Genomic DNA, 23,728 nt, shown 5'->3' on the forward strand with positions numbered 1-23,728 from the left:
GCCTAATGAGCGTTAACGATTTATTAACGCTCTTAACAAGTTAATGTATTAACAGGGGGATTACAGGCGGTCCAGAACCAGTAAGCTATAGTCATGACTGTCTTTTTCGCCCGCCAGCCTGTCTTCGCGGGAATACTCCAGCCATTCATGATGCTCAAACTCGGGAAACAAAGCGTCCCCTTCAACCTGCCCCTTGACCAGGGTCAGATACAGCCTGTCCGCCTGCGGCATGACAAGATCATATATCTGGGCGCCGCCGATGACCATGACCTCTTCCAGTCCCTTGGCCGCCGCCAGGCTCTGCCCCACATCCAGCGCCATTTCCGGCTCGAAAGCCGGTATCACGCCTTCGGGCCCGAAAGAAGTATCCCGGGTAATGACGATATTGGTTCTGCCCGGCAACGGCTGGCCAATGGAGTCAAAGGTTTTGCGCCCCATGATCACCGGCTTGCCCATGGTTTTTTCCTTGAAATACTGCAGGTCCGAGGAAATCCGCCAGGGCAGCGTGTTATCTTTGCCGATAACCCGGTTTTCCGCCATTGCCACGATCAGGGATACTTTTACACTCATACTGCCACCGGTGCCTTGATATGGGGGTGGGCTTCATAATCCACCAGTTCGAAATCCTCGAATTTGAAGTCAAAAATATCGCTGACGTCCGGATTGATCTTCATTTGCGGGAGCGGCAAAGGCTTGCGCCTGAGCTGCTCTTCCACCTGGTCCAGGTGGTTGAGGTAAAGATGCGCGTCGCCGAAACTATGAACAAATTCACCCGGTTTCAGGCCGGCAACCTGGGCCAGCATCATGGTCAGCAACGCATAAGACGCGATGTTAAAGGGCACGCCGAGGAAAATATCGGCACTGCGCTGGTAGAGCTGGCAGGACAGCTTGCCGTCCGCCACGTAAAACTGGAACAGGCAATGGCACGGCGGCAGGGCCATATTGTCGACATCGGCGACATTCCAGGCGGACACGATAAGACGCCGGGAATCCGGGTTGGTTTTAATCATCTCCACAAGCTTGGTGATCTGGTCGATGGTGCCGCCGTCGCGGGCCGGCCAGGACCGCCATTGATGACCGTAAACCGGCCCCAGGTTGCCCTGGTCGTCAGCCCATTCGTCCCAGATACTGACACCCTTTTCCTTCAGATACCCGATATTGGTGTCACCGGCGAGGAACCAGAGCAATTCATGGATAATGGACTTAAGGTGCAGCTTTTTTGTCGTCAGGACGGGAAAACCTTGTTCCAGGTCAAATCGCATCTGATACCCGAAAACACTGACTGTACCGGTTCCGGTCCGGTCTTCCTTTTTTACGCCATTGTCCCGGACATGACGCATGAGATCCTGATATTGCCGCATTTTGCCTTTGAATTCCTACCTTTGGAAGTCTGTAATTCTTATATAGGTCATTACATAAAAATCTGAAGATGGCTATTTAAATTTTAACCCGCAATCCCTATATTAGGGATGTTGGGCAACCAACTATGGCAATAAACGAGCCTATGGAATAGACGTTTCGGACCCGGGGGCGGTACCCGGCGCCTCCACCATAAGAATAATGTTCCTTATTCGTGTTTAAAGACCGGTTTTGAGCATGTTTTTATGATGGGGGCGAAATTAGGATCGACGTGCGTGATAAAGATAGTCTTTTTGCCCAGCATGATACCGCTGTGACGGGTCAAACTTGATAAATGCTAACGATAACGAAGCATTTGCTGTAGCAGCTTAATAGCATACGCTACGCGGGGTTCGAAGGGCACCTAGCAACAGAAGCCCTTCACTTTACCCCTGCCCATATGGATATTCTCCCGACCTGCCGACCAAATTCAGACTCGCAACAGGAATTATTAGCCGTTATAAACGGTGAAAAGGGATTCGATGAAACCTGATCCCCAGTGCAACGAAAAAGGTCTATAGTTATCGGGATGAATGATACGACAATCCATTATGATGAAATGGTTCAGAACGCCCTGCTGTCGGTGGTCAGGGATATCCTGCAGCATACCGCAGACAATGGGTTACCGGGCGACCATCATTTCTACATCACCTTCAGGACCGATAATCCGGATGTAAAAATCCCTCCCTACCTGCGGGAACGTTATCCCGACGAAATGACCATTGTTCTCCAGAACCAGTTCTGGGATCTCTTGGCGGATGACGAACATTTTGAAATCTCGCTCAGTTTCAACCGCAAAAAAGAACATCTTTATGTGCCTTATGCCGCCCTGATCGGATTTTTTGATCCCAGCGTGGATTTTGGCCTGCATTTCCACAGCAATGAAATCGACGCCATGGAGGATGAGGACGAAGAGACCCCTGAAGGCATGGACGAGATGACTGCCCTGACGGGCGTCGCCGGCGACAACGAAGAAAAAGCTGGCGGTGGAAAGGAAAGTGAGGACGGGGATAATGTTGTTACCCTGGACAGTTTCCGCAAAAAATAAAAATGCAGGGAAAACCCTGCATTATTTCAAAAATAAACTAATCTGATTATCGTCTGCTTAGCGTAGATATTTATCTCGGTTTTCCTGGATTTTCCCTCTGCCCAACTGCCTGCACACAGACGTCGTCCCTGCCCCACATATGGACCCGTGTTGCATAAAAGAACTGTATAATAATCTAACATAAAATCCGCCTGTCAAAAAGTTAAAACTGCCCCGTTGTTAACTTTTTATGTCACCGCAAAATCGCTTGCCCGCTATTTTGTTAACACTATGCCGGATTAGTGCAACATAACCGAAACATTCCTTAATGACCCGGGGGCCCGCTCTCCCGGTTCTCGGCAAATTTTCCGAATTTTGGCTTGGCGAGCCGCCCCGAATTCTATAGTTAGAAGCTGACTCTGGTTTGGCCTGTATAGGAAGGGTGGTTAAATGACCGATCTCAATTACACAGATATGTATCCTCTTGGCAAAGACGAAACGCCCTATCGGAAGATCACCTCCGATTATGTTTCCGTCCTCGAAGTCGACGGCAAGGAAGTCCTGAAAGTCGAGCCGGAAGGCCTGCGCCTTCTCGCCCGGGAAGCCATGCGCGACATCGCCCACCTTCTGCGCCCCGGCCATCTACAGCAGCTGGCCAGCATTCTGGATGATCCCGAAGCCAGCGACAATGACCGCTTCGTCGCTACTGAACTGTTGAAAAACGCCAATGTAGCCGCCGGCATGACCCTGCCCAGTTGCCAGGACACCGGCACCGCCATCGTGATCGGCAAAAAAGGTCAATATGTCTGGACCGACGGTGACGATGGCCAGCCACTGACTCAGGGTGTGGTCGATACCTATACCCACACCAACCTGCGCTATTCCCAGTTGGCCCCGATCAAAATGTTCGAGGAACAGAACACCAAGAACAATGCTCCGGCCCAGCTCGACCTCTATACGGTGCCCGGCAATGAATATAAATTCCTGTTCATGGCCAAGGGTGGCGGTTCCGCCAATAAGACCTTCCTGCATCAGCAGACCCCGGCGGTACTGCGCGAAGACAAGCTGCTTGAATTCCTGGATGAGAAAATCCGCACCCTGGGGACGGCGGCCTGCCCGCCCTATCATCTGGCCGTTGTCGTCGGGGGCTTAAGCGCCGAAATGAACCTGAAGACCGTCAAACTGGCCAGCGCCCGTGACCTGGACAACCTGCCAACCGAAGGCAACAGCTTCGGCCACGCCATCCGGGTGCCGGAACTTGAAGCAAAAATTCATGAAATGACCCGCAATTTCGGCATTGGCGCCCAGTTCGGCGGCAAATATTTCTGCCACGATGTGCGAGTGATCCGCCTGCCCCGTCATGGCGCTTCCGTGCCGATCGGCATCGGTGTGTCCTGTTCCGCCGACCGCCAGGCCAAGGCCAAGATCACCAGGGACGGCATCTTCCTCGAGCAGCTGGAGACCAACCCGGCCAAATATATGCCTGACGTTACCCATGAGGACCTGGGCGGCGACGTGGTCAAAGTGAACCTGAACCGGCCCATGGACGAAATCCGCGCCCAGCTCAGCCAGTATCCGATCAAGACCCGGCTCAGCCTGACCGGCACCATTGTGGTCGCCCGCGACCTGGCCCATGCCGCGATTTTGAAAAAGATCGAGGCCGGGGAACCCATGCCCGACTACCTGAAAAACCACATCGTCTATTATGCCGGCCCGGCCAAGACCCCGGAAGGCTATGCCTCCGGCTCCTTCGGCCCGACCACCGCCGGCCGCATGGACAGCTATGTGGATGCTTTCCAGGCCCTGGGCGGCAGCATGATCATGCTGGCCAAAGGCAACCGCAGCAAACAGGTCACAGATTCCTGCGCAAAACACGGCGGTTTCTATCTTGGTTCCATCGGCGGCCCGGCCGCCATCCTGGCCCAGAACAATATCAAGAAAGTGGAAGTGCTGGACTTCGAGGACTTCGGCATGGAAGCGGTCTGGAAAATCGATGTGGAAGATTTCCCCGCCTTTATCGTCGTCGACGACAAGGGCAACGATTTCTTCCAGAATATCTAGGCAGAATATTTAGGAACTGGAACAATGCCCGGCGATGATCACGAGCTGAAAAAACATTCCCTGCTCATCGCCGGCCATGCCACCAGCATCACACTGGAAAATATCTTCTGGCGGGAGTTTAAACGGCTCGCCAAAGCGCAGGGCCTGAGCCTTGGCGAACTGGTGACCGAAATCGACAAGACCCGGCAGGGCAACCTGTCCAGCGCCATTCGCATCTTTGTCCTTGAGAACGCCCTGAAGAACTAGTCCGCCTCTTACTGGGGCGGAGTTTCTTCTTTCTGTTCCGGTTTCTGGAACAGCTTTTCCAGCAGTTTCCGGCCCAGGTTTTCAGGCGTCTCTTTCGGCTGTTCCTCCGCCGGGGCCTGTTCGGTAGTCGTCCCTTCCTGCTGGGTTCCCGGCACGCCAAAGATACCCTTCAGCCCTTCATTGCCGCCGATCATATTCTGCAACATGTTGGAGGCGATTTTGGAGGCCACATATTCCTTGATCCTGGAGGTCTGAAACTGCAGCTTCGGGCTATTGATCGCCCCAGTGGCGCTGAGGCCAAGGGGCGGCGCATCGGGATGGTCCACCAGCGACAAGCTGCCGTCCATATCCAGTTTCCACTGGAACATGTTCACCGCCAGGTTGATGCCTGTCTTGGCGCCCTCCAGCTCCAGGTCCATGGGACTGAACTGGGCCATGCCGTTTTTCATGGTGATGGTGCTCTTGCCCCCTTTATAGGGGGTCTGTCCCTTGCCAAGGGACACGGCCAGCAGTTTGACAAAATCCCCGGCCGATTTCATGTCCGACAGCTGGCTGCTCAGTTTGGGGATATCCAGTCCGTTAATCATCCCCGCGGACGCCGTCAGGTTGCCGGTGCCCGCCAGCGAAGAGACCAGCGCATTCTGGCTGATCCCCTTGCCGGTAAACTTGCCGTCAAAATCGAAATAGCCGGTCACCGGGCTGATCCCGCCGGCAACCTTGGTCGCCTGGGACAGGGACGCCTTGGTCAGAGACATATCCAGATCCAGTTCCGCCATATTGGTGCCCCCCAGGCTGCCGGCCATTTTCACCGCGCCCCCGAACAGGCGGCCGGTGAAGTCGCGAATGGTCAGCTTGCCGCCTTTCAGCTCGGCCACGAAACTTGGATTTTCAAACACATAGTCATTATAGGTCAGGCTGGCGGCAGTCACCGTCGCCTTGCCTTCCACGGAGCGGAGCGGCTCCAGATCAATGGGGTCCTTCGACCAGTCGCCCCATTTCTTGTCCGCCCCGGCTTTTTTGACCGGTTCGTCCGCCAGATAGTGATGCAGGGGTATGGTCCCGGCAGTCAGGGTAAGATCAAACTTTGGAATATCCCCGGCCAGGTCCAGCGCGCCGGACCCGTTGACCTTGATGGTCCCGATGTTACCGGCAATATTCTGCAGTTTCATATTCTTCTCGGTGCCTGACAACTGGCTCTTCAAAGAAAGCTTGCCAAGAGACTTCCGGGACGGCCGGAAATCGACCCCCAGCCCGCGCACAAAGGTCCTGACATCATTGCTGCTGACATCCGTCGCCAAATCGAAACTTCGTCCTTCTGCCTGAGCCTGGGTGCGCCCCTTGAAGGTCACGGTGCCCCCGGCAATGGCAAGACTGCCGTCCAGGTTCAGCATTTTTTCACTGCCCTTGACCGTGCCGGCAATCTTGACCGGCCGGTCGTCCCCGGACAGCGGCGCCGTCATGGGCAGGTTCCATTGGTCAATCAGGGCGCTGAGGCTGCTGCCCGAAGCATCGATCTTCAGGTCCACGCTGCCCACTTCCGGGAGCTGCTTCAGGGTCGCGGCCCGTACATCGCCGGCCATTTTGACCGTGCTGGTGCCGAGGCGGCCATTCAGGTCGAGCGCCAGACTGTCGAGCCCGCCTTTTACCGTTCCGGTCAGGCTGAACGCACCCATATTTTTCAGGTCCACACCGTTTTCCAGTTTCAGGCTGCGCTGCAACCGCCCCAGGTCCTTGGCCGAGGCAAACAGGTCCAGTGACATCCGGGGGGTGTCGGCCAGACTGCTGGCGTCGCCGGTCGCCCGAACATCCAGTCCGGCCATATCCTTGAGGTCAAACTGGGTCAGCCGCAGGTTGCCGCCCTTGAGCACCCCTTCGGCCCGCACACTGGAGACTTTACTGTTTTGCAGCGTGACATTGCTGCCCGCCAGGATGAAGTTGGCGTCAAAACCGCCCAGCGGGGCAAGCAGGGCCTTGAGGTCCAGCGGTTCAGCCTTGGGATCTCTGGCCGGCAGGTAGCTGTCCAGGTTGACATTGTCCACTTTCATGTCCAGACCAAGCGCCAGCCGGTCCTGGACCGCATAGGACAGCCCCCCGGAAAAGCGCGAGGTATCCACCACGCCACTGATGCCGTACACCTGGATCAGTTTTTCCGTCGCCCGCACGTCGCTGGCAAAGGAAAACCGGGTCAGGCGCCCACTGGGAATAGCGGAGATATCCACTTTCAGCCATTCCAGCAGCCCCCGCAGGTTACCGGAGACCAGGGACAGTTTGCCGCTCAGCACCGGGTGGTGGTCGTCAAAACTCACTGCCCCGGCATAGGAGAAGTCGGATCCTCCCGGCATATTGACATGGACGTCGCTGATCTCGATCTGCCCGCCGGCAGCGGTCGCCTTCAGGGAAATCTGGCTAGCGATCTTGTCATTATATTTCAGTGCACCGAGGCTGAAGTCCAGGGTCCCGTCCACCTGTTCCAGGAAACTGTAATCCGGTGCCTTCTGCTCCGCAGGCACCAGTTTGGCGGCCTTGCTGTCGGCCGCAGCCTGGGCTTCCATGATCTTCAGGAAGGGCTCCAGCTCTATGCTGTTCAGCGCCAGTTTGCCGTCAAAGCTGATCCGTTCCCCCAAGGTGGCATTGAGCGAAGCCTGGCCGCGGGTTTCCCCCAAGGTCAGATCCAGCTCCGACAAGGTCAGGCTGGAGGGTGTCGCTTTCACGCCGGTCTCCATACTGAAAGGTTTGTTATAGTCCACCGACTGGACTGCAGGCACGTCCGGCTCGCCGTTGCGGCCCAGCGCCGTCATCACATCCACCAGGTCGGACAGGTCCTTTGCCGCCAGGCTGAGCTTGCCGTCCAGTTCGCCGTTCTCACTATCCAGCAGGGCGCCGCCGATAAACTTGCCGGTCACCTTGTCGCCGAGATAGGACGCCTCCAGCGTCAACGGCACCTTGCGGCCGTCCCGCATCTTGCCCATCTCCAGCGCCACCGCCAGCGGCAGGTCCTTGTATTTGGCTTTGCCGTCCAAGCTCACGGGCCCCTGCAGGCTGCTGATGGACAGGTCCGCATTGATATTGCGCAGCAGTTCCTTGCGCCCGGCCGCCACATCCTCATAACTCACGGTGCCGTTGCTGATCTGGAATTTCTCCAGGCTGAGGTCAGCGCCCCCCCCCTTCTCCGCCGGGGCGTTCGGGTCGGAAAAGTCCCAGTTGGTGCGCCCGTCGGCCAAAAGCTCCAGCGCCAGCACCGGCTCCACCAGAATGAATTTCTTGACCTTGATATTGCCCCGGATCAGCGGAAAAAAGGCCACCTTCACATCAAGCGCCTTCAGGGTCAGCATCTGCGCGGCGATACCGCCGTCAATGTTGGAGACGCTCACATCCCCCGCGCTGAGCGCCGGGGACGGCAGAATCGACAGGGAAATATCGCCGGCAATACGCACATTGCGACCGGTCAGGCGGGAGGCCTGTTCCTCGATCTGGCTTTTATACTGGTTCCAGTCCATGAAGCCCGGGACCACAAGAAGGGTGCCCAGGAGAAGGACAACGATTATGGCGAGCCCGATTCCTACCTTTTTCAATTTTTATTCTGCCTTTCCCCAAGGATCAGTCATGTCTCAGGCCTTTTTCGGCCTGTTTTTCATCTCTGTGAGCGGTGGTGTTCGCAAATTATACATGACGCACAAACAGTGGCAATAATATGTCGCGCTTGCGGACAAATAATTAATTTCACAGCATATTTTATGTTTTTTGGCTAAAATTACCAAAAAGGGGATGACAACTCTTTTTCAATCGGGGATAAATGACAAAAATAAGACAAAATGCTAGAGGAAACCCGCTTCAGGACCAGCTTCAAGGGCTTGATTATGTCGAGAGAAGAACAATACGGTCCGGTCATGCTCGAAGCCACCGTAAAAGAAGAGTGGATTGATTTTAATGGCCATATGAATATGGCCTATTATATCCTTCTGTTTGACCAGGCCCTGAATAATTTTCTGGAATCCGTGGATCTTGGACTGGACTATGTACGCACCAGCCACCGCTCCATGTTTGCCCTGGAAAACCACGTCACCTACCAGCATGAACTGAACCAGGGCGCCCCGGTCAAGGTGCATTTCCAGTTCCTCGACATGGACAGCAAGTTCATCCATTATTTCATGCGCCTGGTGCACAAGGAGGAACATCTCCTGTCCGCCACCATGGAACAGATTTCCCTGCATGTGGATGTGGACGAGCGCCGGCCGACCCGCTTTTCCGAAGAACAGATAAGATGTCTGCGCAGGGTCTACGAGGAGCATCTGAAATATCCGACCCCGCGGGAAAAGGGGCGCTCCATCGGCATCCGCCGGCCGAAAAAAGGCTGAACAGTCAACCCCAGGGAGCACCGCCCCGCGCGTCATGGCAGATAAATACGAAAAGCATTTCCTGCATCTGCCCCGCTTCCTGAAAGCGCCGCTCCTGCTGCTGCGCCGGGACACCCGGCAGTATATCCGCACCCATGACAAGGTCGTCAGTACCGTGCTTGCGGTACTGATCGGCGTGTTTGTCGCCTATGCAGCAATCCTGTTCCGCAAGCTGATCCTGCTGGTCCAGGCCCATACCCTGGAGACCGGCGCGGAAAATATCCTCGACTATGTCATGGCGCTGGTATGGTGGAAAATCCTGCTCGCCACCACCCTCGGCGGCCTGTTTGTCGCCCTGATTTACCGCTTTATCCTCCGGGAAAACCGTGCCTACAGCTTTGTCGAGGTGATCGAGGCCAACGCCCTGCACCATACCCGCATCCCTACGGCCAAGGGCCTGGTCAGCGCCGTTGCCGCCGCCATTGCGCTGGGCAGCGGCTCCGCCGCCGGCCGCGAGGGCCCGGTGGTGCATCTCGGCGCCACCATCGCCTCCTGGTTTGCGCAGCGCCTGCATCTCTCGGACAGCGTGGCCCGCACCATCCTCGGCTGCGGGGTCGCCGCCGCCACCTCCGCCAGCTTCAATGCCCCCATTGCCGGGGTGTTCTTCGCCCTCGAGGTGGTGCTCGGCCATTACGCCCTGCACGCCTTCGCGCCGATCGTGATTGCCTCGGTCACCGCCGCCATCATCTCCCGCATTCACCTCGGCGATTATCCGGCCTTCATCATTCCCGATTACCAGATCTCCAGCTTTTATGAATTCCCGGCCTTCCTGATCCTCGGCGTGGTCAGCGCCATCGCCGCCATCATCTTCATCAGGAGCGTCTTCTTTACCGAGAATGTGGCCGCCAAAGTGATGGAGACCAGCCGCCTGCCCGACTGGACCCGGCCCATTTTCGGCGGCCTCGCGGTGGGCGGACTGGCCATTTTCTGCCCCTATATCCTCGGCGTCGGCTACGGCACCACCGACAGCGCCCTCAAGGAAGCGCTGCCGCTCACCCTCCTGCTGCTGCTGATTGTCGCCAAGACCGCGGCCACCAGCATCAGCCTCGCCTTCCGCTTCGGCACCGGCGTGTTCAGCCCGACCCTGTTCCTCGGCGCCATGGTCGGCGGCGCTTTCGGCATCATCGCCACCCGGATCGCGCCGGAGCTCTCCGGCAGCCAGGGACTCTATGCCATTGTCGGCATGGGCGCGGTCTGCTCGGCGGTGCTCGGCGCCCCGATCAGCACCATCCTGATCGTGTTCGAGCTCACCGGCGACTACCAGATTACCGCCGCGCTGATGGTGGCCGTGGTGATCAGCAACCTGATCACCCACCATTACCTGCATGCGGCGAGCTTCTTCCATCTGCAGATGAAGGCGCACGGCGTCGACCTGGAGGGCGGCATGGCCCGGCATTTGATGCGCACCACCCAGGTCCGCGGCCTGATCCGCGACGATTACGCCACGGTGGGTGAGGAAGCCGGGCTCGACCGGGTGCGCACCCTGATCCTGGAGGAAGGCCACAACAACCTGTTTGTTATTGACGAGCAGGCCCGCATTGTCGGCCAGATCACCTTCCCGGAGCTCAGGCGCTATTACCGCAAGCGCGAGGAAACGCGCGCCGAGCAGGAGAAAAAGCGCCTTGAGGCCGAGGACGCGGGCGAGGAGTTCATCCCGGAAGAGCAACGGCCGGTACACGCCATCAACATCTGCCGCCGGGTCCATGAACCGCTGCTGCCCAATGACAATCTGGAGCATGCCAACGACCTGTTCGCCCGCGAAGGCGAGGAAATCCTGCCGGTGATCGACGACGAGGTGCGCCGGGAAATCATCGGCATCGTCCATCTCGAGGATGTGCTGCGCCGCTATAACCAGGCGCTTCTGGAGGATTACGAGAAATAATTTCTTAAGGGGGAATTCTTACAATGAAATATCAAATTAGATGCTGGATAGAATTACTATTGATTTGGGCAATGTCCTTCTTGGGAGCGGCCATGAGCAACCCGATTATGGTTGGATCATCTTTATTTATCTTTATCCTGATGATTACTGAAAACTGCCAGAATTGCGGCTTCCAGATATGGCGAAGAAAGCCGGGTGAACCCATTCTGTTCGATCTGTGGCCGGGGCCTATCTGGATCACCCGAAAATGCGAAAAATGTGGATGTGAGTTCAAATAGGCGCCAAGGAAACAAAAGTGACAAAATACATCCGGACAACTTTTGAATATCTTGTCATCTATCTACTTCTGATGCTCGTGCCCGGCGTAGCCTTTCTAGTTTTTCCGGTACATATTGAAATCACGAACCCGCAATATGGGCCGATGATAGGCCTTTTATGCATCGCTCTAATTTATTATCTATTGCGGAAAATAATTGCGAATATCTATTTGGCGATAAAGTCGGTATGGCAGAAATTGCTTTAAAAAACCGACATCCATATATCTTTCTTCATCCCGTAAAAATTCGCCTTTATCTTAATTGACTTGCACCGGCAGTGGATGTCAGGCTGTATCGGCGCTTATCGCTACCACTCATCGGGGACCATCATGGATAAATCGGAAAAATTCTGGGACAAAAAGGCCGAGAAATACGCCAGGGCCAAAATCTCGGACATGGCGACCTACGAGAAAAAGCTTGCCATCACCCGGAGCTATATGCGCCCCGACATGGAGGTGCTGGAACAGGGCTGCGGCTCCGGCTCCACCGCGCTTTTGCATGCGCCCTACGTGAAGCATATCCGCGCCACCGACTTCTCACAGAATATGGTCGATATCGCCCGCGCCAAGGCGGCAGAACAGGGCATCGACAATGTCACTTTCGAGCGCGCCACGGTGGAAGAGCCGGGCCAGCCGGACGGCTCGGTCGACATGGTGCTGGCCCTGAACCTGATCCACCTGGTGGGGGACTGGCCGGGCGCGATCCGGGACGCCTTCCGGATGCTGAAACCGGGCGGCATTTATGTCACCAGCACCGCCTGCCTCAGTGACAGCATGCGCTTCATGAAGCCGATCATGCCCCTCGGCCGGGCGATCGGCATCTTCCCCGCCGTCAGCTTTTTCACCCAGACCGCCTACCGCGACGCCATGACCGACGCCGGCTTCACCATCGAGCATGACTGGCACCCGGGCGGCATGAAGGCGGTGTTTATGGTGGCGCGGAAGCCGGAATAATTTGGGTCCCCGCGCTTGCGCTCCCCCTAACTCCCTTTTAAGGGAATGTTAAATTCTGTCAGATACAGTATCCCGCCTAGGTTGATTGACAGAATTTAATTGGTTGGAATTGGGGCAATGAAAAATAAAAAACCCGCGGCAGCCGAGATGCTGCAAACGGACGAGATCGTCAAAGACACGCTGCTTCACGTCACAGGCCTGAGCGACCTTTATACCCAGGAACATCTGGTCATGGTGGCCGAGCTTGCCGCCCGCATCGCCGAACGGCTGAGTGTGCTGCCGGGCGAGATCGAGAAGATCAAGCTGGCGGCCCACCTGCATGACATCGGCAAACATGCCGTGCCCGGCGCCCTGCTGGCCAAGCCGGGCAAGCTCACCCATCACGAATATGAACTGGTCAAGACCCACGTGGACGTCGGCACCGGCCTGCTGGAGAAACTCAACGTCAGCCAGGAAGTGATCCGCATGGTCGGCGAACATCACGAACGGCTCGACGGCAGCGGTTACCCGCGCGGTCTCAGGGGCGACGAGATTTCACTCGGCGGCCAGATCATCGGCGTCGCCGACGTGATCTCGGCGCTGATGTCCAAACGCACCTACCGCACCGCCGCCGGCACCCGCGAAGTGGGCCAGATCCTGATGAGCCACACCCCGCACCAGATGGCGCCGGAGGTGGTGCTGGCCGCGCTCGACTGCCTGGAGAGCAATGTGGACGAGGTCTTCACCCTGACCGACCAGGTCGGCGACCTGCTCGATGAAGGCCGACGATATCATTGATTAAAGACTCAAAAATTTTTCCACACTCTCCACCATGCCCGTCGTCGGTCGGCCAATCAGGGTGCTGAGCTGGTGACTGTCGTCGAACAGGCCGTCCTCGGCCATGCCGGCGTCGGACTCCGCCAGCATTTCGGCGAGAAACGTGGGCAGCCCGGCGGCCTCGAGCGCGGCGGCATAGTCCGCTTCGGGAATATTCCTGTAGATGATCTCCCTCCCGGTCTGGCGGCCGAGCTCCGCCGCAAACTCGCTGAGGGTAAAACATTCATCCCCGGCCAGTTCATAGACGGAGTTGCCGGACGCTTCCCCGGTCAGCACGATGGCGGCGGCAAGCGCCAGGTCGGCGCGGGTGGCGGCGGAAATCCGCCCGTCCCCGGCTGACCCGAGCAGCACCCCGCTCTCCAGCGCCGCCGGAATCCGGCCGGTGTAATTTTCCATATAATAGGTGTGGCGCAGCATCGCGTAGGGGAGGCCGCTGGCCCGGATCAGCTCTTCCGTGGCGAAATGTTCCGGCGCATGGCCCATGGGCGATGTGTCCGCATGCAGCAGGCTGGTATAGGCGATCAGGCTGACCCCGGCCCGTTTCGCGGCGTCGACCACATTGCCGTGCTGGGCGACGCGGATTCCGACCTCACTGGAGGAGATCAGCAGCAGCCGGTCGATGCCTTCGAGCGCGCCGTCCAGGCTCGCGGGCTCCGAATAGTCGCCCCGGCGCACCTCCACGCCCCGGGCGGCGAGGTCCGCCACTTTGTCCGGGCTCCGCACCACCGCCACCAGGTCGCCCGCCGGCATCCTGTTCAAAAGCTCCGCCATCACCAGCCGGCCCAGTTCGCCCGACGCCGCCGCTACCGCTATTTTCATGGTCCACTCCCCTTTTGTTTGTGTGACGTCCCTTTTTACCGGATTTTTCGGGTGCTGACAAAAAACTAAGTGACGAAATCCCGGAAACAGGGGCCGCGCATAGTGAATGCGGAAAGGCTCCCAACCGGTTCAGCTGGGGCAACGTGATGGCAGCTAAGTGTCCAAAAAGGAGGTGCTACTGGTGGATTGAGAGAGACAATCCCTTTTTCGTTAATCGTGACATATACCCATAAATAGCGTAAAATTCTTCCAGTTCCCTCTTTGAGAGTATTTTATAACTTGAAAGCTATATAGGTTATAGGCTATACTATGCAGAAAGAATGGATCGTAGAATTTTGCGAGGAGTTCGAGAATGAATTCAATGGCTATCCGGAAAATGTGCAGGACGCTATAATGGCAGCAGCAGAAGTATTGCAACGAGATGGCCCTCAATTGGGTCAACACCATGAAGAACCCATCTATAATTGGAGCTTTGCAGATATAAAGGATCTGTATCTCCCTACAGGAGATAAGATCTGGGAAATCTTCTTCTATTTTGATCCAAACCGTATGGTCATCCTTCTTACGGCCAGAGGCAATTTAGACGCGGCAGAAAATAATCTTGTTCATCGTATTACAATTGCGAACGATCGCATCAACCTCTTTTTAAAAAAGCGGAAAGTATAGGTCATGGGCACTACTTTAAATGAAAAACTGGCGACATTTTCACCAGAACGACAAAAGCGGATCAAGGCCGCGGCCGACCGCATGGAACAACATCTCACCCTGCAAAAACTGCGAAAGGCGCGAGAGCTGACCCAGGAAAAAGTAGCGACTACACTCCACGTCAAGCAGGCCACCGTTGCCCAGTTCGAAAAACGTAGCGACCTGCTGCTCTCCACCCTGCGTCAATATGTAAAGGCCGTGGGCGGCGAGCTTAAGCTGGTGGTCGATTTCCCCGGCCAGCCGCCGATAGTGCTGGACGGACTGGGTGAAGAAGCACAAGAACGTCTGGTCTTCGGCCAGCGGGCCAAGGAAGACAAGGAATCTGCCAGCGAAAACAGTGCGGCAGTGGCGAAAGAAACCTCCGTCTGAGCCTGCTCCCATTTTGTGATCCGGCTATAGTATCCTTAGCCCAGATAACGAAATTAGGGTATCCGTGCCATTCCTTTCGATTAATGATTATGCAACCAAAGATATTAGGTGTTTTGGTCTCATAAATTTAGGGGATGGGGAAAATATATGACTAAATCGATGTTTCCTTTCACAATCTTTTTCTACGCAAAGTATTTTATTGCAGGACTCTTGATTGGTGAATTCTCCCAGTTGGCGTTTGCAACTTATCTCGCTGTTTATGATAACATAAGCGGCCATGAATTTCTTTTTACTTCATACAGAATAGCAACAGTGTTCCTAGCCTATTTTCTACTGCTCTTCATCTATTTTGAGGAAGTCCTGGAACCTATTTTCAAGCTAATCAAGCATCTTCGCTTCGATATTTTAGGCGCCGCTTTTATAGGCCTGTGTCTTTCACTTAACGCCGGCCTTATCGGAACACCCCTATACTTAAAAATTCTTCATCACACAGATATGAATACTATATCCTTTGTGTTCTCAGGCCTTCTGGGTGTCTTTCTAATTACAACTTTCATGTCGATCCTCAGAAACAGTTACTCTCAACCTAAAAAAAGATTGGACTCATCTTTTCTGATGAGCCTATTACCGAGCCGGATGACGACCTACTAGATCTACGTGAGCAAGCAGAGAAATTTGCAGATAAGATTTATGATATAGGTTCCACAAAAAGTATGGTCTTCGGGCTGGACGCTCCTTGGGGATTGGGCAAGACCTCCTTTCTTAACCTGATGCGGCGTCATTGGGAGAAAAATCTTGATGGCAAGTATAAGATCAAACCTGTAGTTTTCAATTTTGAGCCGCTCAAGTTTCCTCAAGGAGAGAACTTAAGTGATAGGTTTATCGAAGAAACTGTGCACGCGATCTCAAAAGAGTTTCCGATCCCTGAGTTAACACCATTATTAGGCAGATATTCAAGATATCTAAGAGGGTTATCTAGTGTAACAATATTTGGCTTTCAATTTGGAATTAACGATTACCTTTTTAACGATGGCTATAAACTGCAATTAGAGAATTTTCTTCAACGAGAAGAAGTAAAACTTATTGTCTTTATCGAAGACTTGGACAGAATTTCATACAAAGAAGCAAAACAAATTCTTTATTCGATGAAGTCGGCCTTTGACCTTCCAAACATTTCCTATGTTGTTTGTTACGACAGTCAAAATATGCTTCAAAACATGGACGTTAAGTTTAACCAAAAAGCCGAAGCAAGATGTTCTGAGAACTGTGTCGCAATAGCTAGTAACGAAGCAGGAAACACTGAAAACCTACTCGAATTTTTAGAAAAATTTGTACAAATAAAGGTTCCAATTTTTATTGAAACGGACGAGCTGGCAAAATATTTGAGCGCATTGATGATGCGTTTACAAGAACGCTTGTTTCTTAACTACAAAGAAGAATTTGTATTAGAGCTCAAAGCAGTTATTGAAGTGATGTTGGGTATTAAAAACGAACAATATCATGAAAAATTCTTCGACTATCTCGGAAAACCAGACAATACCTATTATTACGAAAAGATAATAAGAGATCCTCGTAAGATAAAACGCCTACTTAATCACATCGTATTTTTGGACATTAAGGGAGTGGAATATGTCGATGGGACAGATTTTTTGCACCTTTTGTTAATTTACATAAATTACCCGCATGTTTTCAGGCATATTTATCAAGTCGAAACGGGCACCACTTCTGGATACTTTGCAAGAGGAGCTAGCGATAAAAATGAAGAACCTACAGAAAAGGATAAAGCATATTATGCCTTTAAGCGAGGACTTGATCCAGCCGCAGATTTTCTGCTGGAACAGATCTTTTCAAGAGACAAATACAAATATCAAGATAAAGAAGATATAGAGAAAATAGCTGCAAAATTTCCTGGGAACCTCCCAAGATATCTAGACATGATTACAAAGCAACGCCTCCCACCAGAAGAAAGTTCGCATAAATATCAACTGAAGGTGATCGATGATATTCATCATGGAACCCTAACCATTGAAGGCCTATACCAAGATAAGGAGGAGTTACTAGGAGATGAAACCAAGTATGGTCTACTGTGGCTTAACCTCTCGAATAAAATAGCATCTATCTCAAAAGATTACTCTCTTCAAGATGCCGATAACTTGATCTTGAGATTAATATCCTATTTCCCCCTACATTCTGCACTTGAAATAAGTGATATCAATATCGGAATTCGCTTTGAGCTACCCATAAGGCTATTAAGTATTTTGGACGCTGTAGGTTGGGACTTTAAAGCTGATAGAGGAAGACACAATACTCCTGAAAACTTGAAGATATTGGCCCATAGGATATTAGGTCTCGAGAAATTTGAGGGGCAGGGTATTATCGATAAATTGCTAGCGGATCAGCGAGGTATTCTTGGTCTATATGATTTAATGTTGTTTAGGTTATATATCTCACCAGATAGAAGTGGTGGATATTTTAATATTGATCGTGCTTTATTAACTTTCAGAGAGAGCTACCGTGAAACAGAACCTTTCATTAGGACTGTTGACGTAATGCAAGAAATTTCTCAAACCGTTTTCTCAAAATTCGCAGAATTATACATCGACAAAGAAATAAACATATTTGCGGAAATCGATAGTCTATCTCTTGATGAGCTTAGTGGTGGACGAACAGAATATATTAAAAATTCCTGCACTGTGGAAACAATAACTAGTGCGGTAGAGAGCACAAAAACTAAACTTAAAGCTTTTATTTCTTATCAGCTTGGGAGCACTAAAGAAGACTTTGGTATCGGCTGTGGTTTTTATGACTTGGAAGGTAGTAGTCACCAACAAGGTATAAATGCCGTTTATAATGACTACTTATTCAATCTAATATTTAATCCTGAAAAATCTAAAAGTGCACACCAGTACTTTCTTGACTATCTCCTAATTAATTCTGGTTCTACAGTCGAATATAATTCTGACAAACGTGTGCTTCGAAACGACGTATATAAGGATGTACTCAACACAACAAGACTTGCACAGCATATTGAAACATATAAGGCTGAGTTAATAGCTGAAATTGACAACCTTGCGACGCAAGACAAACAAATTATTATAAATCAGGAGGCCGTAACTTATAGAGATTACAAACATGACATTATTTTCTTCCTAGAAGAGAACTCAGGGTGAGCCCTTATTGTGCCATCGAAGACAATGATTATAATCATTATCTCCCTACCCCACCAAATTTCTAGACCACTCTGAGGGGCCTATCTCCCACTTGGGCTACTTGAGCCCCCTATGCTCGTACGCTCCCCTAGCCCTCATTTTTCTCTGTATCCGCTGCAAAAATAAGCTATAACTCCCCCATGTCTGATCCCTTTGACCTTGATGATCTGCCGGACGAGTTTTCCCCGGCCCCCGAACCGTCTCAACCCGGCCAAAATCCGGCGGGTCCGCCGCCCTATATGCAGGGCCTGAACGGGCCGCAGCTGGAAGCGGTCGAGGCCATGGACGGGCCGGTGCTGGTGCTGGCCGGGGCCGGGACCGGCAAGACCCGGGTGCTGACCACGCGCCTGGCGCATATCCTCGCCACCGGCCGGGCCTACCCGGGGCAGATCCTGTGCGTAACCTTCACCAACAAGGCGGCCCAGGAAATGAAAATGCGGGTCGGCCGCATCATCGGCGAGGCGGTCGAGGGCATGTTCTGGCTCGGCACCTTCCACTCGATCGGGGTCAAGATCCTGCGCCGCCATGCGGACCTGTTGGGACTGGAAAGCAATTTCACCATCCTCGACACCGACGACCAGTTGCGCTTGCTGAAGCAGCTCATTGAAGGCGGCAATATCGACCATAAACGCTGGCCGCCGCGCCTTCTCGCCTCGCTCATCGACGGCTGGAAAAACCGCGGGTTGACGCCCGACAAGGTGCCCGCCAACGAAGGCCACAACTATGCCGACGGCCGCGGCATCGAGCTCTACAAAGCCTACCAGGCCCGGCTCAGGCAGATCAACGCCTGCGATTTCGGCGACCTGCTGCTGCATTGCCTGACCCTGTTCCAGACCCACCCGGAGGTGCTGGCCGAGTACCAGCGGCGCTTCAAATATATCATGGTCGACGAATACCAGGACACCAATGTGGCGCAATATCTCTGGCTGCGCCTGCTGGCCCAGGGCCACCGGAACATCTGCTGCGTCGGCGATGACGACCAGAGCATCTACGGCTGGCGCGGCGCGGAAGTGGGCAATATCCTGCGCTTTGAGGAGGATTTCCCCGGCGCGAAGGTGATCAGGCTGGAGCAGAACTACCGCTCCACCACCCATATCCTGGGCGCCGCCGGCGGGCTGATTGAAAGCAATGCCGGCAGGCTCGGCAAGACGCTGTGGACCGCGGAGGAAGGCGGTGAGCCGGTCACGGTCAATCCGGTGTGGGACGGGCGCGAGGAAGCCCGGGCCATCGGCGAGCAGATCGAGGACCTGCAGAGGAAGGGCCATGCCCTCCGGGAGATCGCCATTCTGGTGCGCGCCGGGTTCCAGACCCGGGAGTTCGAGGAACGCTTCCTCACCCTCGGCATCCCCTACCGCATCGTCGGCGGCTTGCGCTTTTATGAGCGCCAGGAAATCCGCGACGCCATGGCTTACCTGCGCGTCATCGCCCAGCCCCAGGACGACCTCGCCTTCGAGAGGATCATCAATGTGCCCAAACGCGGCCTCGGCGCCGCCTCGGTCAATGTGCTGCACGCCCTCGCCCGGGCCCAGGGCGTCTCGCTGATGCAGGCGGCGCGCGAAGTCTGTGAGACCGAGGAACTGCGCCCCGCCGCCCGCAAGGCTCTGGCGGCGCTGGTGGCCGATTTCGAGCGCTGGCGCGACCTCGCCACCACGGAAAACCATGTGGAGCTGCTGGAGACGGTGCTGGAGGACAGCGGCTACCGCGCCATGTGGCAGAATGACAAATCGCCGGAGGCGCCGGGCAAGCTCGAGAACCTCTCAGAGCTCAGCCGCGGCATGGGCGAGTTCGACAGCCTGGCCGAGTTCCTCGAACATATCAGCCTGGTGATGGAGAATGAACAGAACGCCAGCGCCGACAAAGTCAGCCTGATGACGCTCCATGCGGCCAAAGGGCTGGAATTCGACTGCGTGTTCCTGCCGGGCTGGGAAGAGGAACTGTTCCCGTCCAAGAAATCGCTCGAGGAAAGCGGCCAGAAGGGGCTCGAGGAAGAGCGCCGCCTCGCCTACGTCGGCCTCACCCGCGCCCGCAAGCAGGCCCATGTCTATCATGCCTCGTCCCGCTATCTGTTCGGCAATTACACCGCGCCGATCCCGTCGCGCTTTATCGCCGAAATGCCGGACGAGCATATCGAGCAGCGCGGCCAGACCGGCTTTTACGCCCAGAACACCCGGCAGAATGAGTTCGATCAGGGGGGCAGCGGTTTCGGCAGAACCAGCAGCTGGTCCGGCCAGGAGAAATATGAGAAGAATTACCAGCTCGACCGCTCCAAGGCCAAAAAATCCGCCGGCAGCTACGCCTCGCCGAAGAGCAAGGCCTCGGCCCCGTCCGCCTTCAGCCTCGGCGAGCGGGTGTTCCATGACAAATTCGGTTATGGCAGCGTGGTCGCCGTCGACGGCAACAAGCTGGAAATCGATTTTGAAAAAGGCAGCCGCCGCAAAGTGATGGAAAGTTTCCTCACCAAAGCCTGACAATTCCCCATAAAAAAAAGGCCGCCCAAGGGCGGCCCGGTATAGTTGGTGAGTTATCTCTTGTCGCGACCTAGTCGCGGATGATGATGTTGTTGTGGCGGCGGACTTCCTTCATCACCTTGTCCGGCTTGCCGGAAATATCCACGGTGCCGGAGCCGATCACTTCCACATCCACCAGGTCCGTGGCATAGACGGAGGCATCGCCGGAGCCCATGATCTCCACATCGGCGGCCTGGCATTTCAGATTGTCGCCGTCAAATTCGCCGGAACCGTTGATTTCCAGGTTCAGCTTTTCGCAGGTGCCTTCCAGGCTGACGTCGCCGGAGCCGTTGATTTCCACCGAGGCATGACCCGCGTCAATTTTTTCACCAGTCACTTCGCCGGTGCCGTTCAGTTCCACGTCGAGGCGGCCGACCTTGCCGGTAAATTCGATATCCCCGGAGCCGTTGATCTCCAGGTCGAACCGTTCGGTCTTGAGGCCCTTGATGGTGCCGTCGGCCGAACCGTTGATTTCAAGGTCCTCCAAGGTCTTCATGGCAATCATGATTTCCGGTTTCTCTCCGCTCCAGTTGCGGTATTTACCGCGCTTCTGACGGATGGTCAGGGTGTGGCCACGGACGAAAACGTCGAGCCGTTCCAGGGTTTCCTCGCTGGCCTCGACCTTGACTGACTGTTTCTTGCCAACCTCGATTTCGAAATCGACGCTGCTGTCGATTTCGATGCGGTCGAATTCCTTCAGGTCATAGGATTTACCGCCGGCCAATGCCAGGGAGGGGGCCAGGGTGGGGAGAGCGGCGGCCAGAAACAGGGCGCCCGGGACTAACATACTTTTTTTCATGGTCTTTCTCGCTTTACTTACCTACTACCCGTCGAATTTGTATCAACTTAGTGGACATCTATGCTGCTGAACAGGCCGTCGCTGGTGTCGACCTTTTTCGGCTTGCCGTAAACATCGATATTGCCGAAGCCGCTGACTTGCGCGACGATGGATTCAGAAGCATAAACTTCCACATTGCCGGCGCCGTTAACGTCAACGTCCACGTCCTTGCATTCAAGGTCTTCCGCCTCGATATTGCCGGCGCCATTGAGGTCGATGACCAGCTTGTCGCATTTGCCTTCCATCTCGATATTGCCGGCACCGTTGAGCTCGATTTCGAAATCGCCACCGTCAAAGCCCTCGATGTCCGCATCCACGGCACCATCCACTTCCAGGGCGGTGAATTTGGGCATGGAGATGTCCAGATGCAGGTTCTTGTCGCCAAGCACGATTTCATCTTCTTTGTCATATTTCACATATAGGGTGCCGTCTTTCACTTCGGTGACAACACGTCCGACATATTTTTCCTTGCCGCTCAGCTCTACAGAGAAATCCTTGCCGACATGCACATCAAGTGCAATGCCGGTTTCGATCGCGATCCGCTCGAAATCCTTATGGTCCAGCATCCTGGAAGCGTCAGCCGCAAAAGCCGTGCCGGCAAACATGGTCACGGACAATACCGCGGCGGTTGTCAATATCCCCTTCATCTCAGGCTCCTTCAGGTCAGTTTTTGTTATGGCTTTTATTATGCTTAGTTGGCTCAATTTATGGAATCAGTATAAAAGAACAAACCCGTTCCTCACAAGTATGTGAACAGCCTCTCGTCGCAGATATGCGGGAGCTTGTCGCATTTTGTCGCGAAAAATACTGCTTTGCGGCTTGTTTCCCGCCCCGATATTGGCCATAAAGGCACCAATGACAGAAGGACCCTGCCCGTGACCGACCCCGCGACGACCCCGGATTCCACCTGGAAACTGACCCTCGAACTTCCCCTTGAAGTAACGTCCGCTTTCGAGGAATTGCTCTATGCCCAGGGGGATGACCCGATCCCGACCATCGCCACCTTCGAAATCCCGGAACGGCCGGAGGTCTGGACCTTCGAAGCCTATTATGTGAACCGGCCGGCCGAAGACCGGGTGCGGCAGGCGCTCGGCTTTCTCTGCGACATGTACCAGCTGGACATGCCGGCCTTTGTGATCGAGGAAGTGGAGCAGCGGGACTGGGTCGCGGAGTCCCAGAAAATCCTCAAACCGGTGAAAACCAACAGATTCTTTATCCACGGCAGCCACGATGCCGACAAGGTGCCGGCGGACCGGATCGCCCTGCAGATCGAGGCCGGACAGGCGTTCGGCACCGGCCAGCACGGCACCACCCATGGCTGCCTCAGGGCCATTGAGGATATTGCGGAACAGGGGCAGCCGCACAATATCCTCGACCTCGGCACCGGCTCCGGCGTGCTGGCGCTGGCCATGGCGAAAATATGGGACAGCCCCGTCACCGCCAGCGACATTGACCCCATCGCCACCGAGACCACCATCGAAAATGCGGAAATCAACCATGTGAAGCTGGCGGCCTCGGCAGAAGACAAAACCGGCGTCTTTGCCCTGACCGCCGATGGCTTTGACGATCCCGAACTCGCCGGCCGCGGCCCGTTCGACCTGATTGTCGCCAATATCCTGGCCGGGCCGCTGATCGAGCTGGCGCCGGAGATGGCCCGGCACCTGACAGCGGACGGTCGCCTGGTGCTGTCCGGCCTGCTGGATCATCAGCAGGAGCGGGTTCTGGACGCCTACCGGGCGCAGGGATTCAGTCTGGAAAAGGAATATGCCCTGGGCGAATGGCGGGCCCTGACCCTCAAACGGGTCTGACGAGCGGAAACGGGAACCAGTAAACAAAAAAGCCGGCATAAGCCGGCTCCTTCATTTGGCTGTTCTGCAATGTCCTGGCTCAGGAAGCCACGTTCACCACAGCAATGTTGTCGTTGGCCGGCTCACCTGCAGGCACATAACCTTTTTCCTGCAGCAGGTCCATGAAGTCATAGTCAGCCACAACGACAGAGTCATTGATACGGCCTGTCAGTCTGGACATAATGGCAGCGACTTTTTCGGTCAGCGTTGCGTCAATTTGATCTGTCACAGGTACAAGCTTTTTGTCCTTCAACAGATCCATGAAATCATATCCGTCGATATATTTTGTCATTGATCTATCCTTAAAATCTGTTGAATTAAACCGTTGGCTCCCAATCGG

19 protein-coding genes and 1 other RNA gene are annotated in these 23,728 nt (G+C 54.6%); 13 read left to right on the forward strand and 7 right to left on the reverse strand.

All coding sequences use genetic code 11. The features are described from left to right. Window positions 1–60: 60 nt before the first annotated feature. Both FIV46_RS15880 and FIV46_RS15885 read right to left on the reverse strand, forming a co-directional pair. Window positions 61–570: a dihydrofolate reductase gene (locus FIV46_RS15880; RefSeq protein ID WP_139941906.1), complete on the reverse strand. Its 510-nt coding sequence runs from the start codon at window positions 568–570 to the stop codon at window positions 61–63. Beyond that, the gene (locus FIV46_RS15885) at window positions 567–1,361 is read right to left on the reverse strand and encodes a thymidylate synthase (RefSeq protein ID WP_139941907.1); all 795 of its coding nucleotides are present in this window, start codon (window positions 1,359–1,361) and stop codon (window positions 567–569) included. The genes FIV46_RS15880 and FIV46_RS15885 overlap by 4 nt, the downstream gene beginning before the upstream one ends. Window positions 1,362–1,432: 71 nt before the next feature. Here FIV46_RS15885 and ssrA point away from each other — a divergent pair. From ssrA to FIV46_RS15905, 4 genes are all read left to right on the forward strand, one after another. Continuing rightward, window positions 1,433–1,784, forward strand: a transfer-messenger RNA (tmRNA) gene (ssrA, locus tag FIV46_RS15890). A gap of 143 nt (window positions 1,785–1,927) precedes the next feature. Beyond that, window positions 1,928–2,446, forward strand: coding sequence for an SspB family protein (locus tag FIV46_RS15895; RefSeq protein WP_139941908.1), 519 nt, complete (start codon window positions 1,928–1,930; stop codon window positions 2,444–2,446). 429 nt (window positions 2,447–2,875) lie between these two features. Next, window positions 2,876–4,486, forward strand: a complete 1,611-nt coding sequence (locus FIV46_RS15900) for a fumarate hydratase (protein ID WP_139941909.1) — start codon at window positions 2,876–2,878, stop codon at window positions 4,484–4,486. A 24-nt stretch (window positions 4,487–4,510) separates the two neighbouring features. Beyond that, window positions 4,511–4,732 carry a ribbon-helix-helix domain-containing protein gene (locus FIV46_RS15905; protein ID WP_139941910.1) on the forward strand — a complete coding sequence of 74 codons (222 nt, stop codon included), beginning with the start codon at window positions 4,511–4,513 and terminating at the stop codon, window positions 4,730–4,732. 8 nt (window positions 4,733–4,740) lie between these two features. On the opposite strand, the gene FIV46_RS15910 is transcribed toward FIV46_RS15905, so the two are convergent. Next, window positions 4,741–8,304 carry an AsmA family protein gene (locus FIV46_RS15910; protein ID WP_139941911.1) on the reverse strand — a complete coding sequence of 1,188 codons (3,564 nt, stop codon included), beginning with the start codon at window positions 8,302–8,304 and terminating at the stop codon, window positions 4,741–4,743. A 285-nt stretch (window positions 8,305–8,589) separates the two neighbouring features. On the opposite strand from FIV46_RS15910, the gene FIV46_RS15915 reads away from it, so the two are divergent. The 4 genes from FIV46_RS15915 to FIV46_RS15930 all read left to right on the forward strand — a co-directional run bounded on the left by FIV46_RS15915 (window position 8,590) and on the right by FIV46_RS15930 (window position 13,055). Next, complete coding sequence (locus FIV46_RS15915) at window positions 8,590–9,087, forward strand: thioesterase family protein (RefSeq protein ID WP_181163272.1); 498 nt, start codon at window positions 8,590–8,592, stop codon at window positions 9,085–9,087. A gap of 34 nt (window positions 9,088–9,121) precedes the next feature. Beyond that, window positions 9,122–11,008, forward strand: coding sequence for a chloride channel protein (locus tag FIV46_RS15920; protein WP_139941913.1), 1,887 nt, complete (start codon window positions 9,122–9,124; stop codon window positions 11,006–11,008). Window positions 11,009–11,654: 646 nt separating this feature from the next. Continuing rightward, a complete protein-coding gene (locus FIV46_RS15925; protein ID WP_139941914.1) occupies window positions 11,655–12,278 on the forward strand; it encodes a class I SAM-dependent methyltransferase in 624 nt (207 codons plus the stop codon). Window positions 12,279–12,395: 117 nt separating this feature from the next. Continuing rightward, window positions 12,396–13,055 (forward strand): HD-GYP domain-containing protein, encoded by a 660-nt coding sequence (locus FIV46_RS15930; protein ID WP_139941915.1) that lies wholly within the window; start codon window positions 12,396–12,398, stop codon window positions 13,053–13,055. On the opposite strand, the gene FIV46_RS15935 is transcribed toward FIV46_RS15930, so the two are convergent. Then, window positions 13,056–13,913, reverse strand: a complete 858-nt coding sequence (locus tag FIV46_RS15935; RefSeq protein ID WP_139941916.1) for an SDR family oxidoreductase — start codon at window positions 13,911–13,913, stop codon at window positions 13,056–13,058. A 309-nt stretch (window positions 13,914–14,222) separates the two neighbouring features. Between FIV46_RS15935 and FIV46_RS15940 the strand changes: the two genes are divergently transcribed. The 4 genes from FIV46_RS15940 to FIV46_RS15955 all read left to right on the forward strand — a co-directional run bounded on the left by FIV46_RS15940 (window position 14,223) and on the right by FIV46_RS15955 (window position 20,664). After that, window positions 14,223–14,579 carry a type II toxin-antitoxin system RelE/ParE family toxin gene (locus tag FIV46_RS15940; RefSeq protein WP_139941917.1) on the forward strand — a complete coding sequence of 119 codons (357 nt, stop codon included), beginning with the start codon at window positions 14,223–14,225 and terminating at the stop codon, window positions 14,577–14,579. A 3-nt stretch (window positions 14,580–14,582) separates the two neighbouring features. After that, complete coding sequence (locus FIV46_RS15945; RefSeq protein ID WP_139941918.1) at window positions 14,583–14,987, forward strand: XRE family transcriptional regulator; 405 nt, start codon at window positions 14,583–14,585, stop codon at window positions 14,985–14,987. 623 nt (window positions 14,988–15,610) lie between these two features. After that, on the forward strand, window positions 15,611–18,157 hold the full coding sequence (locus tag FIV46_RS15950) for a P-loop NTPase fold protein (RefSeq protein WP_281280530.1): 2,547 nt from the start codon (window positions 15,611–15,613) through the stop codon (window positions 18,155–18,157). Window positions 18,158–18,336: 179 nt separating this feature from the next. After that, entirely contained in the window at window positions 18,337–20,664 is a 2,328-nt protein-coding gene (locus FIV46_RS15955; protein ID WP_139941920.1) for an ATP-dependent helicase, read from the forward strand. 70 nt (window positions 20,665–20,734) lie between these two features. Here FIV46_RS15955 and FIV46_RS15960 read toward each other — a convergent pair whose 3' ends face one another. After that, window positions 20,735–21,502: a head GIN domain-containing protein gene (locus FIV46_RS15960; protein ID WP_139941921.1), complete on the reverse strand. Its 768-nt coding sequence runs from the start codon at window positions 21,500–21,502 to the stop codon at window positions 20,735–20,737. Between the two features lie 47 nt (window positions 21,503–21,549). Continuing rightward, complete coding sequence (locus tag FIV46_RS15965) at window positions 21,550–22,188, reverse strand: head GIN domain-containing protein (RefSeq protein WP_139941922.1); 639 nt, start codon at window positions 22,186–22,188, stop codon at window positions 21,550–21,552. A 228-nt stretch (window positions 22,189–22,416) separates the two neighbouring features. Here FIV46_RS15965 and FIV46_RS15970 point away from each other — a divergent pair, with 228 nt between their 5' ends. Beyond that, window positions 22,417–23,349: a 50S ribosomal protein L11 methyltransferase gene (locus FIV46_RS15970; RefSeq protein ID WP_181163273.1), complete on the forward strand. Its 933-nt coding sequence runs from the start codon at window positions 22,417–22,419 to the stop codon at window positions 23,347–23,349. A 79-nt stretch (window positions 23,350–23,428) separates the two neighbouring features. Here the strand turns inward: FIV46_RS15970 and FIV46_RS15975 are convergent, their stop codons facing one another. Next, complete coding sequence (locus FIV46_RS15975) at window positions 23,429–23,680, reverse strand: hypothetical protein (RefSeq protein ID WP_139941924.1); 252 nt, start codon at window positions 23,678–23,680, stop codon at window positions 23,429–23,431. Window positions 23,681–23,728: the final 48 nt, after the last annotated feature.

This window comes from Emcibacter nanhaiensis (assembly GCF_006385175.1).
GTDB lineage: Bacteria > Pseudomonadota > Alphaproteobacteria > Sphingomonadales > Emcibacteraceae > Emcibacter > Emcibacter nanhaiensis.